This window comes from Rhodococcus sp. MS13 (assembly GCF_013277835.1).
GTDB lineage: Bacteria > Actinomycetota > Actinomycetes > Mycobacteriales > Mycobacteriaceae > Rhodococcus_F > Rhodococcus_F erythropolis.
In genome coordinates, this window is record NZ_VBTL01000009.1 from 50,448 (window position 1) to 66,729 (window position 16,282).

The window sequence follows — 16,282 nt, forward strand, 5'->3', positions numbered from 1 at the left end:
CATGTCCGAACGACAATTTCATCTGAACGCCTTCCTGATGGGCGTCGGCCATCATGAGGCGGCGTGGCGCCACCCACGCACAAATGCGGCCAACCTTCTGGACGTCAAGCACTTCCAGGAACTGGGGAGAATCGCCGAGCGTGGCAAGCTGGACTCGGTGTTCTTCGCCGACGGTCTAGCAGTCGGCCCGCGGGTCAAATACAACACTCAGGCGATCTTCGAACCCGTCACCTTGCTGTCGGCGATCGCTGCGGCCACCGAGAAGGTGGGGTTGATTGCAACCGCGTCGACCAGTTACAGCGATCCGTACACTCTTGCAAGGAAGTTCGCTTCCCTCGATCACATCAGTGGCGGACGAGGCGGGTGGAACATCGTGACGTCGGCCGGCGCCGACGAGGCCGCGAACTTCGGCCTCGATGCGGTACCGACGCACAGCGGTCGTTACGAGCGCGCCGAGGAGTTTCTCGACGTGACGCTCGGACTCTGGGACAGCTGGGAAGAGGGGGCAGTTGTCCTGGACGAAGAGACCGGAATCTTCGCCGATCCTGATCGTGTCCATCGCATCGACCATGACGGTCAACGATTCACGGTGGCTGGCCCGCTCAATTCGCCGAGGTCTCCACAGGGACGTCCGCTGCTTGTACAGGCCGGTTCCTCCGAGAGCGGTAAGGATTTCGCGGCGAGGTATGCCGAAGCCGTGTTCACCGCTCAACGAACCCTCGAGCAGGGGCAGGATTTCTACAACGATCTCAAAGCGAGGCTGATCAAGTACGGGCGTAGTCCCGACGAGATCAAGGTGCTGCCGGGCATCGTGCCCTTCATCGCGGATACGGAAGAAGAAGCGAAGGCTCTGGAGCAGTCGTTCACGGACCTGATCTCTCCGGAGTATTCGCTGCGCCAGCTCTCGAACATGGTGGGTGTCGATCTCACCGAGCATTCTCTGGATGCCCCGCTGCCACCGTTGCCGGACATCGATCGCATCCAAGGGAACAAGAGTCGATACCAGCTCGTCAAAGATCTTGCAGAGAGCGAAAACCTCACCGTCCGTGAATTGATCGGCAAACTCGGCGGTGGCCGCGGGCATCGGACATTTGCCGGGACACCGGAGCAGGTCGCGGACGAGTTGACCGAATGGTTCGACAAGGGCGCAGCGGACGGCTTCAACATCATGCCGCCCTATCTGCCCGGAGGGCTCGAGGTGTTCGTCGACCGGGTCGTGCCGATTCTGCAGGCGCGTGGGCTCTTCCGAACCGAGTACACCGAATCGACCCTGCGGGGCCACTACGGCCTCGATCGTCCGGCGAACCGGTTCTCGCGGGCCGCTGACGCGGCAGAAGTGAGCGCGTGACGGAAACACTGCCCAAGGAACAGCCGGCGATCGCCGGACTCAAGCCACTGGTCACAACGGTTTTCGTGCCGGCGGCCATCTTCGGGGTCGGTCAGGGTGCGGCTGCCCCCATCATGGCCGTCACCGCGCGCGACCTGGGTGCATCGGTCGCCGTCGCCGGCCTGATCGTTGCGCTCGGTGGCTTGGGTGCCGTACTCGGTGACCTCCCTGCCGGCCGGATAGTGTCGCGTTTCGGTGAGCGTAGATCGATCATCGGCGGAAGTTCTTTGGGTGCAACAGGAGTGGTGATCTGTCTGCTTGCACAGACTCCGTGGATGCTCGGTATCGGCGCACTGTTGACCGGACTGGCGAATGCGGTGTGGGGCCTTGCGCGGCAGAGCTACCTCGCCGAGACCGTGCCACTCGGTCTTCGGGCCCGAGCAATGTCGTCGTTCGCCGCGATGTGGCGGTTGGGTTTCTTCCTGGGACCGCTCATCGGTGCCGGCGTGATTCTCCTGGTGGGAGCGCGCGGAGGATTCCTCGTCCAGTTGGTGGGCGTCGTGCTCGCCGGGGCGCTGATGGCCCGCGTTCCCGACCCGCCACGAAAGGTGCAGGCGGGCAACAGCGATCACGGGCACGTCACCCTCCCGGAGATCCTTCGCCGTCATCGTGCCGCTCTGTCGACGCTCGGGACAGGCTCCCTTCTGATGGGCGCCGCCCGCGCTTCGCGCGAGGCCGTTCTTCCATTGTGGGCATTGCACCTCGGGTTGGATGCAGCCCAGGTGAGTGTGATCTTCGGAATCGGTGCGGCCGTGGACCTGCTGTGCTCGTATCCGGCCGGACACATCATGGACCGATACGGACGCAGGCTGGTCGCGGTGCCTTCGCTGACGGTGATCGGTGTGTCGTACCTGATGTTGCCGTTTTCGACGGGCGCAGTGGGATTGACAGTGGTCGCTGTCGTGATGGGGATCGGCAACGGACTGGGCAACGGCGTGATCATGACTCTCGGTGCTGATATCGCTCCGCCCGAAGAGCGCGCCGAGTTCCTCGCTGCATGGCGATTGACGCACGACACGGGCATGTTCGGTGGGCCGCTCGCGATCGGTCTTCTCGCCGCGGTGTTCCCGCTCGGGTGGGCATTTGCCGCACTGGGCGCGACTTCGTTCGCCGGCGCGGCGATGATGTTCCGCTTCATTCCGGTCTATTCTCCGCGGGTTTCACCCCGGTCGCGCGTCGGGAAACTGTAGGTAGGCTCGCTACATGCGATTCGGACTGTTCGTACCTCAAGGCTGGCGTCTGGACCTGGTCGGCATCGACCCCGCGAAGCAGTGGGAGGTGATGCGAGATTTCACGCTGCGCGCGGAGGCAGGGCCGTGGGAGTCGGTGTGGGTCTACGACCACTTTCACACCGTTCCCCAACCGACGGAAGAAGCGACTCACGAGGCGTGGACGTTGATGGCCGCACTCGGTGCGTCGACCTCGCGTATCCGACTGGGCCAGATGTGTACCGCCATGAGTTACCGAAACCCGGCGTACCTCGCCAAGGTCGCCGCGACCACCGACCTGATCACGGGTGGACGCGTCGAGATGGGCATCGGCGGCGGTTGGTACGAGCAGGAGTGGCGCGCGTACGGCTACGGTTTCCCCTCTGCCGGTGAGCGTCTGGGCCGCCTCGACGAAGGAATCCAGATCATGCGGCAGGCGTGGTCGACCGGCAGCTCGACGCTCGACGGCAAGTACTACCAGGTCGACGGAGCGCTGTGCCGTCCACTTCCGTTGCAAGAGGGCGGAATTCCCATCTGGGTTGCCGGTGGCGGCGAGAAGGTCACACTCAAAATCGCGGCCAAGTACGCGCAGTACACAAACTTCGACGGCACCCCGGCCGGCTTCGCGCACAAGTCCGAGATCCTGAAGAAGCACTGCGACACCGTCGGTACCGATTTCGATGCCATCGTCCGTTCGGCCAACTACAACGTGGCCATCGGCGCGACGGAATCCGAGGTGGCTCAGCGGTTGGAGACACTGAAGGACAGACTGACGCCGTTGGTCGGCGAAGCTGCCGCCGATGCGTCGCTCGATGCGTTCCGCGGAATGCCTGCCGTAGGTACACCCGAGCAGATCATCGAGAACCTGTCGGCGCTCAAGGCGCAGGGACTCGAGTACGGAATCTTCTACTTCCCCGAGGCCGCGTACGACACGTCGGGAATCGAGATGTTCGAGAAGGAAGTGCTGCCCGCGCTTGCGTAACCGTTAGGGCTAGCGCAGGGAGTCAGGAAGATCGGCCGGGTTGATCAGAACCCGGCGATCGGGGTGGGTGCGAACTTCTTCGGAGTCGGGGATCCGGCTCTGCAGGAAGTTCCACTCGCTCGCACTGACAGCTGCGATCGCGCGTGCCAGCACTGCCGAGTCCTTGGTTCCCCACTCGATCGGCATGGGGCTGACCATCTGCCACGTGTCAGCCTTGCTGCGGGTGGAACGATCCGAACGCAGTGCCACCGACGGAATGCGGTCGCCGACTCGCCACTTCGGATTGAGTCGAACGTTGCGGCTGACGAGCGCGTACTTCGGTGCTCCGGCCGCCGGCTTCGCGATGTCGATCAGTGCCGTCAGGGTCGCCGCTCGAGGGTGAACCTCGGTGACGATCGCGGGAACCAGTGGGTTGTCCGCATACAGAGATTCGACGCTTCCCACCTTGCGAGGTGCCCACAAGGCGACCCACAGTGAACTGGCCGCACCGATGGCGAGGACCGCGCCGATGATGATGGACCACACCTCACCCATGCTGATCAGCCAGGCTCCGACCGCGGCGAGGACGATCGCGAAGATCACCGCAGAAATCTGCAGGCGGCGTACGTCGGCCAGTGTGTCGTTGACCGACTTGGCGTGGGCCTTGTCGACGGTGAACTGGAAGTCAGCCACGAAAAAATCCTTCGGGTGGTGCCGGACTATCTAGGACCGGCCCCCGATCTCCCGGGAGCCGTCCACCAGCGTAGCTAGTTTCGCGCGCGCTCCCACATCTGCAGGTAAGCCTCGGCGCCACGGCTCATGTCCTCGATGATCGTGTCGCCGTCGGCGCCCGCAGCAATACGCATGTCCGCGATCCAGTCGGGAATCATCCCGTACTGGGCAACGCCGTCGGTGTTCACGTCGAAAACCCTGGTGCCGGCGCGCTGCTGGTCCATGACGGTGCCGTCGAAGGCGGTGTACGGATATTGGAGCGGATTTTCGGCGGCGTCACCGCGCGGTGCGGCCTGCGGCCCGAAGCCGTTGGTGTCTGCGCCGTAGCCGAAACCGAAGTAGTAGTTCTCGCTTCGCATTGCCCGTGCGTCGCGCCACTGGTCGATGAACCCACGCTCCTCGGGCTTGTCGTCCGATGCGTCCAGTTGCCCGGCGTACAGGGCGACAAATCCGCCGAGCGCGTAGATCCGCTTGTAGAGGCTCGGGTCGCTCCAGCTGTGACTGGAAACAACACCGGAATAGTTCGCTGCTTCGAGAATGCCGAGGGCTTCTTCGGCGGTCTTGACGCTCATGTGATCGATGTCCACGATCATCCCTCGGTCCATCAAACCTCGGATCGTGTATGCGCCGAGGTCGGTCAGGCCGTGCGAATTGCATTGCGGACCAGAGGGGTACACCGGAAGCGTCACTCCGGGTGGGAGTACCGCGAGAAGATTCTGTGCGCCGTCGACCTTGGTGGGCAGCACATTGTCCTCGGCAACGCCGGTGCATGGTTCCGACTGCCAGAACTCCCCGGTGCCCAGGTAGTTGCCGATATTGACGGCCACTCCGGTGACGCCGCCGTCGAAACGGGCACCGCCGAGGGCGTTGTCGAACTTGTGCGTGACGATCATCTGCCGAACACCGAGGTCGTACAACTCGTCCAGGCCGCGGTCGATGTCGTCCTCGGTGCACTGCGGAATACCGTTGCGCACAGAGCAACCGAAGGGTTCGGACACCTCCACCCCGAGGGTGACGGCCAGCTTTCCATCGGCGGCCACCTGCCTGGCCTGTTCAGGGGAGCTCACGATGCGGAACCAACCCCGGCCGGGACCGCCGTACTGGGCGTCGATGTAGTCCTGGAGTTCGCGTGTCTGCTGCGCCTGGATCCGGACGGTCTCCATCTCGTCACAGGGATTTCGCTTACTCGGATACAGCTCGCACAGCACACGGTTGGCGACAAAGAGATTGGTGAAGATTCGCAGACCACCACGCCAGGCACGCTCGACCCACTTGTAGTACGTCTGCTCGTGTGTCAGTGAATCGTGCGCCGGCCAGTCGGCGAAACTCGGCCAGCCGGTGGTGTCGTGAGTTTCGAAGGGATTGCCGTACGACAGAACGTTTTCGAGGAGCGCAGGTATCCCGTCGGGTTGATGGTCCGGGCAGTCGACGAGCGCTGCGGTGACGCCCCGAGGGTCGAAAGGTCGGCCGCAGTGCAGGTTTCCGCCCATGAACTCGGAAGCGTTCATGTGCACGTGTGTGTCGATGAATCCGGTGACTTCACCGTTCGGTCCGATTTCTGCTGGAACGCCGTTTGCGCCCACCTCCGCTTCGGGGAAGTCGGCGCAGCCACCGCGCGGGATCAGCGTGAACGCAGATTCGGGAACGTCACCGGGATCGGACATCGTGAGCATCAAATCTCGCGAGATCAGTTGACGGCCGTTCGAGGTCGCGGTCAGAACGAACGATTCACCGGTGGACATCACGGTCCAGTCGGTGGAGGGAGTTGCTTCGGAAGTGGCGAGTACCGAGTCCGCGCCGTCGTGCGAGAGCATCGACCCGTCCGGGCCGTACAGCATGAAACGACCCAACTGGGCCGCATGTAGCCGGAACGGTTCGGCGTCTGCGGCTTTCGTTACGTCGGTGAGGTACGCCGACCCGTCACGACGGACGAAATCACCAGACTCGGTGCGCAGCGCGAAGCAACCGTTCGCAAGTGCGTACACCGAGTTCTGCGCGGTAGGGGCAGGACTCGGTGCCGCGGCGCTGACGCCTGTCGTGGCGACGACGACGGCGGCAGTCAGCAGCGAGATGGTTCCGGCGAGCCGACCCCGTAGACGTGGAACTGAGCGCATGGTGCTGGTGACCCCCGGCCGATGGACACGACTGTGACAGGGGACACTCTACAGATAACTGGACGTATGTCCATTTGATTCTGCAACGTGTTGCAGAAATGCTCAGCCGATTGCAGGTCCGAGCAGGTCATCGGCGTCGGTGATCCGGTAGGCGTAGCCCTGTTCGGCGAGGAATCGCTGACGATGTGCCGCATATTCCGCATCGAGAGTGTCGCGGGAAACCACCGAATAGAAGTGGGCCTGACCGCCGTCGTGCTTGGGGCGCAACAGTCGTCCGAGCCGCTGAGCTTCTTCCTGCCTCGATCCGAAGGTTCCCGAAACCTGCACGGCGACAGACGCCTCCGGAAGGTCGATCGAGAAGTTCGCGACCTTGCTCACCACCAGCGTCTGGATCTCACCGTTGCGGAACTGATCGAACAGGATCTCACGTTCCTTGTTCTTGGTGGATCCCTTGATCACCGGGGCGTTCAGGGCTTCGCCGAGTTCGTCGAGCTGATCGAGATACGCACCGATAACCAAGGTCGGTGAATCCGGGTGCTTGGCCAGAATCGACTTCACGACAGCAATTTTGGTGTGCGCCGTCGAGCACAGTTTGTAGCGCTCCTCCGGTTCGGCGACGGCATAGGACATGCGCTCGGCGTCCGTCATCGTCACTCGCACCTCGATGCAGTCAGCCGGCGCGATCCAGCCCTGCGCTTCGATGTCCTTCCACGGAGCGTCGTAGCGCTTGGGGCCGATGAGCGAGAAGACGTCGCCTTCGCGGCCGTCCTCACGAACCAGCGTTGCGGTCAGGCCGAGACGGCGGCGCGACTGCAGGTCTGCCGTCATCCGGAAGACGGGCGCGGGCAGCAAGTGGACCTCGTCGTAGATCACCAGTCCCCAGTCGCGGGAGTCGAAGAGTTCGAGATGCTTGTACTCGCCCTTCGTACGACGCGTGATCACCTGGTAGGTCGCGATCGTGACCGGCCGAATCTCCTTGCGCTCGCCGGAGTATTCGCCGATTTCTTCCTCGGTCAACGACGTGCGGGCGATGAGCTCACGCTTCCACTGACGACCGGCGACGGTATTGGTGACGAGGATGAGTGTGGTGGCTTTGGCCTTTGCCATGGCTGCTGCGCCCACCATCGTCTTGCCGGCGCCACATGGCAGCACGACGACGCCCGAGCCGCCGGCCCAGAACGAATCCGCTGCCATCTGCTGGTAGTCGCGCAGTTCCCAGTGGCCCTCTTCGAAAGCGAGATCGATCGGGTGCGCTTCGCCGTCCACATAGCCGGCGAGGTCCTCGGCCGGCCAGCCCACCTTGAGCAACATCTGCTTGAGGCGGCCGCGTTCGCTCGGGTGGACGATCACCGTGTCGTCGTCGACCTTCTCACCGAGCATCGGTGAGATCTTCTTGTGTCGCATCACCTCGGTGAGGACTGCCCGGTCGAGGCTGACCAGGATGAGGCCGTGCACCGGGCTCTTGACCAGCTGCAAGCGTCCGTACCTGGCCATCGTGTCGACGATGTCGACCAGCAGCGGTTGCGGAACAGCGAATCGTGAGAACGAAACCAGAGCGTCGACAACCTGCTCGGCGTCGTGTCCGGCGGCGCGGGCATTCCACAAGGCCAGGGGAGTGATGCGATACGTGTGGACGTGCTCGGGGGCGCGTTCGAGTTCCGCGAAGGGGGCGATTGCCTGCCTGGCATCGCCGGCGCGCTCGTGGTCGACCTCCAACAGCAGCGTCTTGTCGGATTGGACGATCAACGGTCCGTCGGTCACGGAAGCCTCCTAGTGAAACAAACGCAGCAGCCACAGAGCGTTGCACCGCGTTGTCGGCTGACGCCAACCCTGCCATTGTCCTGGTATCGGAGCGCATACGCCAACAGGCGACGCTCGCACAGCCAGAAGTAGAGGTGCCCGAGTTCGGGCACCCCTACGTCAACAGAGCAGGACCAACCGCTATTCCGGACGACCTGCAGCGGGCAGGACGAGGATCTTCACGTGCTCGTCGGGTGCGCGAAGAGCCGCAAAAGCGTCCGAAACTCCGTCGAGCCCGACACGGCCGGTAATGATCGCTTCGGCGTCGATCTCGCCGGCGGCCAACCGAGCAAGGGTGATGTCGTACGCGTTCTCGTAGGGGCCATGACCGAAGTTGATCGAGATCCTTCGGAACTGCCCGATGACGGGAACGATGGTCTCGTCGCCGAACGGCGCAGCCAGGACCTGAATCCGCGAGTTGAACGGCAGGGTGCGCATCAGTTCGCCGATGACCCCCGCCCGGCCGCTGCATTCGTAGGCGATCAGGATGCCGTTCGCGGCCTGGCCCACGAGCGGGTTGCCTTCGGCGACCATCTGATTCCACAGTTCGATCGGATCCTGTGTGAAGGGGTCGACGACGATGTCCGCGCCCATCTTCTTGGCGAGCTCGCGGCGTTTGGGGGAGGGTTCGGACGCGATGACGATCTGTGCCCCTCTCGCTTTCGCCGCGACGATGGCACCCAGTCCGATCGTCCCGCAACCGACGACGAGCGCTGAATCGGCCGAGGTGAGGCCGGACTGCTGGAGATGCATCTCGCCGACGTGTAGAGGTTCGGCCAGTGTGGCGTGCTCGAGTGACAGATGGTCGGGAACCTTGCGGACCCAGAATGCGTCGACAACGATGTGATCGCCGAACGCACCGTGGTATTCGTTCGAGTAACCGATGATCGTCGGGATCCCGGTAGCCGTGTCGGTGGCCAAGCCGATGCCGGCCACCCGATCACCGATCATGAAATCGTCTACTGCAGAACCGGTCTCGGCGACGATACCCGCGTACTCGTGGCCCAGCACCACGGGTGTGTCTGGATCGAAGGTGGCGAGCGGGTAGCCACCGTTCTGTGCGACTTCGACGAATCGGCACGGGTCCTTCGACATGCTCAGGTCGCTGCCGCAGATTCCGCAGGCGACGACGTCGATGCGGATCTGATGGGGTGCCAACGGCGGCGCGTCGGCCATCTCGGCGACGGCGAATTCTCCCTGTTGGAATCGGACAGCCCTCATGCGCGCAAGGCTCCCGTCTCGGCCGGTTGGCCGTAGTAGTCGGTATGGGCTTTGGTGATCGCTCCGACCAGCCCGCCGATCAGGTATTCGCGGTTGTCCTCGGCGAACTGCATGCTCGCCTGACGTCCGACATTCCGCTTCCGGAAGTGCGGGACCACCTCGGAGGCGAACAATTCGTAGCTGCGTTTGGTGTCCTCCCAGCTCGCCATGTCCACGTGAAGGATCAGGAACGTGCCGAACCCTCCTGTCTTCTCGATCAGACGCTCGATCTGAGCAATCGCATCTTCGGGCGTACCGATGATCGCCTGACCGAACTCGCCGAGCGTGTCGTTGCGCCACTGGTCGATGATTCCGGCAGGTGTATCTGCCCAGGCCGGGTTCTGGCCGGTCTGTCGATTCACGTAGGAGGCCATCGATCCGATCCGTCGGCTCACGGCGCGCTCGGCCTCGGCTCGGGTCTCGGCGATGAACATCGGATTGACCACACGCCACGTCGCCCGGTCGGCGTGGTGGCCGTGCTCGGCCGAGACCTTCTCGTACACATCCCAGTTGCGATCCAGTGCGTCGAATCCGCTGGGTGAACTCGCCGCGAGTGAGAGCAGGGAGAGCCCGTTCTTGCCGGCGAGCACCGAACCGTTGGGGGAAATCGTCGACGCTGTCACGGTCTCGATGCCGTCCGCACGGTATGTGGGCAGCTGTGCGCGTGCGTCACGCAACGTGAACCAGTCGGTTTCCATGTTGACGACCTCGCCGCGGAGCAACGCGAGAATGGCCTCGAGCGCTTCGCCCTGGCGACGACGCTGGTCCGACGGGTTGATGCCCATCATGTGTGCATCGAGGGGGATCTTGCCCGGGCCGGTGCCGAAGATGAGCCGTCCGCGGGTCTGCAGATCGAGCTGAGTGATGCGGTCGGCCGTGATCAGCGGGTGGTGATAGGGCAGGGACGTCACGCCTGTGCCGAACTGGATGCGCTCGGTTCGCTCTGCGGCGGCCGCGATGAACATGTCCGGGGCAGGCACGATCTCGGCGCCGGTCGAATGATGCTCACCCATCCACGCTTCTTCGAATCCGAGGTGGTCCAGGTGTGTCATGAGGTCGATGTCGCGTCTGAGTTGCAGGGCGGGATCGGCGTCGAGCGGATGGTACGGGGCGAGGAAGGCTCCGAAGCGGATGGACGATGCGGACCACACGATGACATCTCCTGTCGACAGGGGAGTGATTTGGATCACTCGCTCTGATGGAGATGTCTAACATGGATCAACTGATCCAATAAGTTGAGCCTCCCGCACAGTGGGAGGTTTGTAATCACTTGTAGCTCAACGCTATCTGGCGCAGTAATGTCGTCTAAGGTTGTTTCAAGTCGATCAACTGAACCAGGTATTTTGAGAAGGAGCGTTGAAGAGGTCATGCGACTGGACGTCACAATCACCCCCACCTCCTCGACCGTCGAACTGAACGGGGTCGACGACTTCACCAGTCTCTCGGTCGTCGTAGGCGGCGACGATCAATCCGCGACTCTGAGTCGGGCATTGGAACCGTGGGGGGAACTCGAGGACGATCATGTCTGGCTCGACATTGCTCACCTGGAACAAGCCGTCGCGGCCCAGGTCGGAAACGCGCAGTGGAAGCAGAAGTTCTCCGCGATGGTGGACTACGCGCGCGCCCACGGCTGGGTCGATCGCGACAACAGGGTGCGAGCACACCGTGAATCACTCTGACTCCGCGGTCAGCGCTTCGGAGAAGTTCGGCGAGCCCGTGCGAAGCTCGTTCGTATGACCGACTCCCGGCAGAACCGTCAAGGCGACGTGACACGTCTGCGTTTGCTCAAAACTGCTGAACGGCTTTTCGCGACAGAGGGATTGGATGCAGTTTCGCTGCGCGCGGTCAACGCGGCGGCCGGTCTCGGACCGTCGTCCGTCCACTACCATTTCGGCACCAAGGAGGATCTGGTCGCCGCGGTGCTGTTGGACATGGGAACGTCGGTGCGAGATCAGATCAGCGCGAACGTGGACGCCCTAGCCGCGGACAAGGAGCCGCCGACGGTCGAAGCGTTGGTGCGGGCCGTCACGGCGCCATACAAGACACTGCTTCTTCGCCATCGCACGCGGGGAATGCGATGGATCAGAATTGTCACGCAGATTTCGCAGCCGCAGATGTCACGACCGGGCCATCCAGCCCTCGAGGCGACCGAGCTGCACCTTCGTGATCATCTTCTCGACCAGGTCCGTCGTACCTTTCCTGCTACCGATCCCGAAAGGCTCGAGACTCGCTGGGCGGTTGCCTTGATGGGCTTCCTCCAGGCGTTGAGCCGGGCGGACGATTGGAGCGGAAGCAGCAAGCCGCTCGCGCCGGAGCGACTTGCCGACTTCTACGAGGACCAGGTCGTCTTTCTGGTGGGTGGAGTGCGACAGTTATTGGGATGAGCGCCTAATTGATGCGCCTCCTATTTCTGTGCGACCACTGACTTCCGCATTTCCATTACATGAGTAATAGCTTCGGAAATTCCGGATCTATAACCGATATTCTTTTCGGAATCACCCGGAGTGGAATCAAGCTCCGATTCGAGTCTCGTTTGAATACGGTCCAGGGTGTGGATTGTTCTTTTCACGATGGTTGATTCTCTTTCTGCGGTAAATCCGAAAGAAGTATTCCGGATTGCCGAGCGTGTTCGTCGAGGACACACAGTGATGCCAGGGTCATGCCCGCTGCGTAGCCGCGCGAGCGTGCATCAGTTCCTCGACTACGTGACTTGAACAGGTTGAATGTTTCGTGCAGGTGCACGAGGGTGTCGGTGGAGGCAGGCATTGGTCAGCTTCGCAGTCAGCTCGTCTTCCTCTGGACTGTGCTGTCAGCTCCGCTTCCGCTTACGAATGAACTCGGAAGACTCCGTAGTTTTCGCCCGCTTTTCCGCGCGGCGTTCCTTGATCGACTGAGCGGGTTTCTTCATGTTCTTTCCCGGCGCCTTGTCAGCCATTGTCGCTCCTCATTTTTCGAAGTGGCAATCACAAACTGACCTCGACCATACTTCATTTACAGAAAAAAGCCAGTTGCTTCTTTTCTGCTACTTTTTTCCGGAGTCGACGGGGCTGACGGAAGTAATGCGGTGCAACGTGAAACGGCGTACGGCACCACTTGCCGGGTCGAAGGCGTCCAGCTGTCCGCCACCCACGCTGACGGGGTCGACGATGCGATGAGTCGCTACCCCCTGAGCGTCGACATAGCCGATGTTGACGCTCGAATTGTCCCGGGCCGCTGTGGCCAGTAACGCGATGGTGGCGGCATTGTTCTCCCTCGAACCGTCCGTCCGGACACCACCACGGCCCGGGGCGGAAGCGCGGTCACCTGCTCGCATCGTCCGTACCAACGACGCCAATTGATCCGCCGACGGGCTCGCGGGCATTCGCGACGCCGGTCGGCTGCGACGGTTCGGTACACGCGCCCCGCGTGGGCGGAGATCGACCAACGTGCCCGAGGAGTCCTCACCTGCCGGCGCGAATCCGGCTGCGCGCAGCTCGGCCAGGACCTCGCGCAGTGGGGCCTGCGAAATCGCGACTGTGGGAGCCAAGGCGCGCAATGCCAGGGGCTCCGCCACCGCCGAAGCGAGGACCTCCGCCAGCAGTGACGCGTCCTCACATCGAATGAACGACGCCGCCACTCCGGCACGCAGTCGCCCGTGTCGACGGGCGACATCGTCGATCAGATACGAAAGTGATTGGGGAACAGGCGTCTTCGATTTCGAGGCGAACATCGCATGCAGTTCGGTGGCCGTCAGACCGGCGTCGAGCGCACGACGCACGCTGTCCTCGCTGATGCGGTACATGGACGCCGATCCTGCCGACTCGATGTCCGCGACCAGGCTCACCTGCTCGAGCAGGTCCGGTACGAGCGGGCCGGGCGCAACCAGAGTCAGATCTGCCTGGACCAGGATGTAGTCGATGGGCTCGGGTAGCGCGGACTGCATTTCGGCTTCGGCGTCCCCGCCGTGCAGCAAAGCTCGTCCAGGTGACGACAACGCGCCGCGGGCCACCAGCCCGAGGGCCGCGGCCTCGTCCAGAGTCCGCTCGATTGCGAACGTCCGTAGGCGCCCGCTCCATCGCGGGCGTCGCCACGCCAGTAGTCGACTTACCTCGACGGCCGATGCAGTCTGGCCACTGTCGAGTTCGGAGAGTAGCCCCAGAATGGCCTGGCGATCGCGCGGAGCCGCCGGGGCCCGGCCTTCCTCGGACAGCGCCGCGATGGGCTTGTCGGTGGAATCCCTCAGCCCGATCATCCACGGAACTCGCGGTACGTCGACCCAGGCGGACGCCAGCACCTCCCACCGACGAGCTGTGGACGCGTTGAGCCAGCCGTCGACGGCGAGTGTGGGCGTCCAGTATTCGTCCGCGTTGTCCGAGACCGGCGCCGGGTCGGGCGTTCCACTGGCGATGAGTCCGGCTGCCGAGAGCAATTCGACGAGCAGGCTCACTCGCGCTTCGTCGAGATCGGCCGTCTTGGCCACGCGTCGTAGTTCTCGAACACCGAGTCCACCTGCTCGCAGTGCTGGGGCCGGTGCTGCGCCCAGAACAGCGATCACGCTCTCGCATTGGCGTACCAACTCGAGCGCCTCGCCGGCCGCTGCGGCGTTCACGTCCGCGGGTTTGAGTTTGTCGCCCCCGATGACGGGTGCGGTCAGCGTCGTCGGATCGAAAACCGGCTCGCCGCGGATGACCTGACGAACCGTCGCCGGAAGCTCGACGGTCTGCTCGTCGAGCCACCGCAGCAGGCCGGCCGCCAGCAGTCGCTGAACCGGGCGCTCAGGCGGCGTTCCGGGGGCGGCGTCGCGGGTGCGACCGATCGGGCTGGAGTTGGCGAGAGTCTCGAGGAGATCCCGCTCGCGGGTGTCCAGAGCGTCGAGGGCTGCCGAGATCTCGGTCTCGGTCATCGCCTCGGCAGGTTCGAGGGCTCGCCCCACACGCCACGGAATCATCCCGATGACTGCCGGGACGACGCTGATGGGATCGACACCCCAGACGAGGGCGGACTCACGCATCTTCGACAGTGACTTGTCGACGGCCTTCTTGGTGACCTTGCCCTTGCCGGTCAGGGCGCGTTCGGCGATTGCACTGTTGAGCTCCGCCCGCGTCATCGGAGTTTCCTCGGCGCCAGCCAGTGCCAACAATTCGAGAAGACCGAAATCCAGGGTGTCGAGTTCGTCCGCCGCTCGGCTGACCGACGCGCGTTGCTGCGCCCGACCACTGAGAACCACCATCGTGCTCGGCGGCGGTACGGCCAGATCGGGGCGCAGACGCAGCAACTCCGTCAACTCGGCGTCACTGCGCGCCGAGAGCCAATCGGTCAGACTTTCGGCTGCGGAACTGCCCGCCGGGGTGCCACGTGTTTCGGTCATCAGGTATCAGATTAGAGACCTGGTCTGTACGGCGTAACGGCGTCCTGTCAAAATGACTTCGTGGCCAACAATTCGAAGCAACACTATGTAGATCCAGGATGGCCGGAAACTGCAGACGGAGATCACGCAGTGACCGAATTGTCATCGACCCGCGCAGGTGGACTTTCACCCTTCGGCGAGGACACCACCTTTCCGGTTCCGGTGGAGTCACTTCCTTACGTACACCCGCACACCGTCATCAACCGATAACAACTCGACACGAAGAAGGCCCGCACCGATTCGGTGCGGGCCTTCTTGATGTTCGAGCGTCCGAGCGGACAGTCTTACCGGTGTTACTTGAGGAACGTCTTCGCGGTGTCGGCGACTGCGAGGATCTGCGGGTCGACCGGGATGCCGTTGGCCTTGGCGAACGCGATTGCCTGATCGATGGCGTCAGCGACCGGGTGTGCAACGGTCTGAGCGACCTGCTGTGCCGGAGCCGGAGCTGCCTGAGGAGCCGTGGTGGCCGGAGCGGAACGCTCGGTGGCGCCGCTGCTCAGTCCGAGGCTGGAGGAGCAGGACGGCCATGCGCCCCAACCCTGGTTTGCGAGAACACGCTCGGCAACAACGATCTGCTGCTCGCGGGTGGCCTGGTTTGCGGTGGCTGCGTACTGTCCGCCGCCGTGTGCGTTCCACGTGCTGGGGGAGAACTGCAGTCCGCCCTGGTAACCGTTGCCGGTGTTGATGGCCCAGTTTCCGCCGGCCTCACACTGGGCGAGACGATCCCAGTCGGAGTCGGGGGCAGCGCTTGCGGTTCCGGTGGCTGCAATTCCTGCTACGCCCATGATGGCGCCGGTGACGGCGACCTTGGCGACAGTGCGACCGGTGGTGGTGGGCTTGCGATGGCGTCCGCTCATGATGGTCGAAATCCTCTCCACACGCGCCTGCGAGGTCAGCTGTCGGGTTCGGGCTGAGAGGTCGCCCGGCCTCGCCTTTCCTGGCTGGAAAGGGTCTGGCTTCACCCCAAGATTCGGTCTTGCGATCGAACCGGTGTCCACTGGAGAACTTTTCTGTTCTCACAGAGGACTTTGGGTCCCCCGTCCTCGTCCCTGGAATGCTCTGTCGGAAGTCCGGTACCCGCGGGACAAGGCTTGGCGCGGCGGGCCGGAGGTGGCCGAGTTTCCCGGCCGAAAACGACGGTAACGGCTCGAGTCTCTCGTGTCACCATTTGATAACGCGGCGTGGCGAAGGACGTACAACGCGTCACACAAAGCGCAGGAGACTCTTCCCAGGTAGGTGGGGGTGCCTGAGTGAATGTCCGGTTGTGTCCGTTCCGTTATCCATCCGTAATGTGAGCAAGGTCACACGTTATGTGGAAATGGAATTCCGGCCGAGTGAGAGGTGTGCCGATCCAGGTCGAAGATGTGTCCTGTGTCTCAACATCGAGATTGAAACTTAGGTTAGGTTTGCCTGACTTGCCCCGAATGGGCAGGG

At 63.1% G+C, this 16,282-nt stretch carries 14 protein-coding genes and 1 riboswitch; of the genes, 6 read left to right on the plus strand and 8 right to left on the minus strand.

Annotation, left to right across the window (positions count from 1 at the left end):
* Window position 1: 1 nt before the first annotated feature.
* Genes FEZ59_RS17675 through FEZ59_RS17685 form a run of 3 tightly spaced genes read left to right on the plus strand, consistent with a single transcriptional unit; the run spans window position 2 to window position 3,577 of the window.
* Window positions 2–1,348 carry an LLM class flavin-dependent oxidoreductase gene (locus tag FEZ59_RS17675; protein WP_019744952.1) on the plus strand — a complete coding sequence of 449 codons (1,347 nt, stop codon included), beginning with the start codon at window positions 2–4 and terminating at the stop codon, window positions 1,346–1,348.
* The gene (locus tag FEZ59_RS17680; RefSeq protein ID WP_020970502.1) at window positions 1,345–2,577 is read left to right on the plus strand and encodes an MFS transporter; all 1,233 of its coding nucleotides are present in this window, start codon (window positions 1,345–1,347) and stop codon (window positions 2,575–2,577) included. The genes FEZ59_RS17675 and FEZ59_RS17680 overlap by 4 nt, the downstream gene beginning before the upstream one ends.
* Before the next feature lie 13 nt (window positions 2,578–2,590).
* On the plus strand, window positions 2,591–3,577 hold the full coding sequence (locus tag FEZ59_RS17685; protein ID WP_080909102.1) for an LLM class F420-dependent oxidoreductase: 987 nt from the start codon (window positions 2,591–2,593) through the stop codon (window positions 3,575–3,577).
* 9 nt (window positions 3,578–3,586) lie between these two features.
* On the opposite strand, the gene FEZ59_RS17690 is transcribed toward FEZ59_RS17685, so the two are convergent.
* The 5 genes from FEZ59_RS17690 to FEZ59_RS17710 form a co-directional block, all read right to left on the minus strand.
* On the minus strand, window positions 3,587–4,249 hold the full coding sequence (locus FEZ59_RS17690; protein ID WP_020970500.1) for a DUF3239 domain-containing protein: 663 nt from the start codon (window positions 4,247–4,249) through the stop codon (window positions 3,587–3,589).
* Between the two features lie 74 nt (window positions 4,250–4,323).
* Window positions 4,324–6,402 carry a peptidase gene (locus FEZ59_RS17695; RefSeq protein WP_172932965.1) on the minus strand — a complete coding sequence of 693 codons (2,079 nt, stop codon included), beginning with the start codon at window positions 6,400–6,402 and terminating at the stop codon, window positions 4,324–4,326.
* A gap of 102 nt (window positions 6,403–6,504) precedes the next feature.
* Window positions 6,505–8,163 carry a DNA repair helicase XPB gene (locus FEZ59_RS17700; protein ID WP_134999127.1) on the minus strand — a complete coding sequence of 553 codons (1,659 nt, stop codon included), beginning with the start codon at window positions 8,161–8,163 and terminating at the stop codon, window positions 6,505–6,507.
* Window positions 8,164–8,343: 180 nt separating this feature from the next.
* Window positions 8,344–9,423: an alcohol dehydrogenase catalytic domain-containing protein gene (locus FEZ59_RS17705; protein ID WP_172932966.1), complete on the minus strand. Its 1,080-nt coding sequence runs from the start codon at window positions 9,421–9,423 to the stop codon at window positions 8,344–8,346.
* Window positions 9,420–10,613: an LLM class flavin-dependent oxidoreductase gene (locus tag FEZ59_RS17710; RefSeq protein ID WP_037120507.1), complete on the minus strand. Its 1,194-nt coding sequence runs from the start codon at window positions 10,611–10,613 to the stop codon at window positions 9,420–9,422. The genes FEZ59_RS17705 and FEZ59_RS17710 overlap by 4 nt, the downstream gene beginning before the upstream one ends.
* Window positions 10,614–10,829: 216 nt before the next feature.
* On the opposite strand from FEZ59_RS17710, the gene FEZ59_RS17715 reads away from it, so the two are divergent.
* Entirely contained in the window at window positions 10,830–11,141 is a 312-nt protein-coding gene (locus FEZ59_RS17715; protein WP_060938151.1) for a hypothetical protein, read from the plus strand.
* A gap of 54 nt (window positions 11,142–11,195) precedes the next feature.
* Window positions 11,196–11,846, plus strand: coding sequence for a TetR/AcrR family transcriptional regulator (locus FEZ59_RS17720; protein ID WP_092763021.1), 651 nt, complete (start codon window positions 11,196–11,198; stop codon window positions 11,844–11,846).
* 425 nt (window positions 11,847–12,271) lie between these two features.
* Here the strand turns inward: FEZ59_RS17720 and FEZ59_RS30280 are convergent, their stop codons facing one another.
* Together FEZ59_RS30280 and FEZ59_RS17725 are read right to left on the minus strand one after the other, a co-directional pair.
* Window positions 12,272–12,397: a hypothetical protein gene (locus FEZ59_RS30280; protein WP_019744941.1), complete on the minus strand. Its 126-nt coding sequence runs from the start codon at window positions 12,395–12,397 to the stop codon at window positions 12,272–12,274.
* Window positions 12,398–12,484: 87 nt separating this feature from the next.
* Window positions 12,485–14,809 (minus strand): helicase-associated domain-containing protein, encoded by a 2,325-nt coding sequence (locus FEZ59_RS17725; RefSeq protein WP_020908802.1) that lies wholly within the window; start codon window positions 14,807–14,809, stop codon window positions 12,485–12,487.
* 60 nt (window positions 14,810–14,869) lie between these two features.
* On the opposite strand from FEZ59_RS17725, the gene FEZ59_RS17730 reads away from it, so the two are divergent.
* A complete protein-coding gene (locus FEZ59_RS17730) occupies window positions 14,870–15,058 on the plus strand; it encodes a hypothetical protein (protein ID WP_019744939.1) in 189 nt (62 codons plus the stop codon).
* Window positions 15,059–15,141: 83 nt separating this feature from the next.
* On the opposite strand, the gene FEZ59_RS17735 is transcribed toward FEZ59_RS17730, so the two are convergent.
* Complete coding sequence (locus tag FEZ59_RS17735; protein ID WP_019744938.1) at window positions 15,142–15,705, minus strand: transglycosylase family protein; 564 nt, start codon at window positions 15,703–15,705, stop codon at window positions 15,142–15,144.
* 8 nt (window positions 15,706–15,713) lie between these two features.
* Window positions 15,714–15,934: riboswitch (cyclic di-AMP (ydaO/yuaA leader) on the minus strand.
* Window positions 15,935–16,282: the final 348 nt, after the last annotated feature.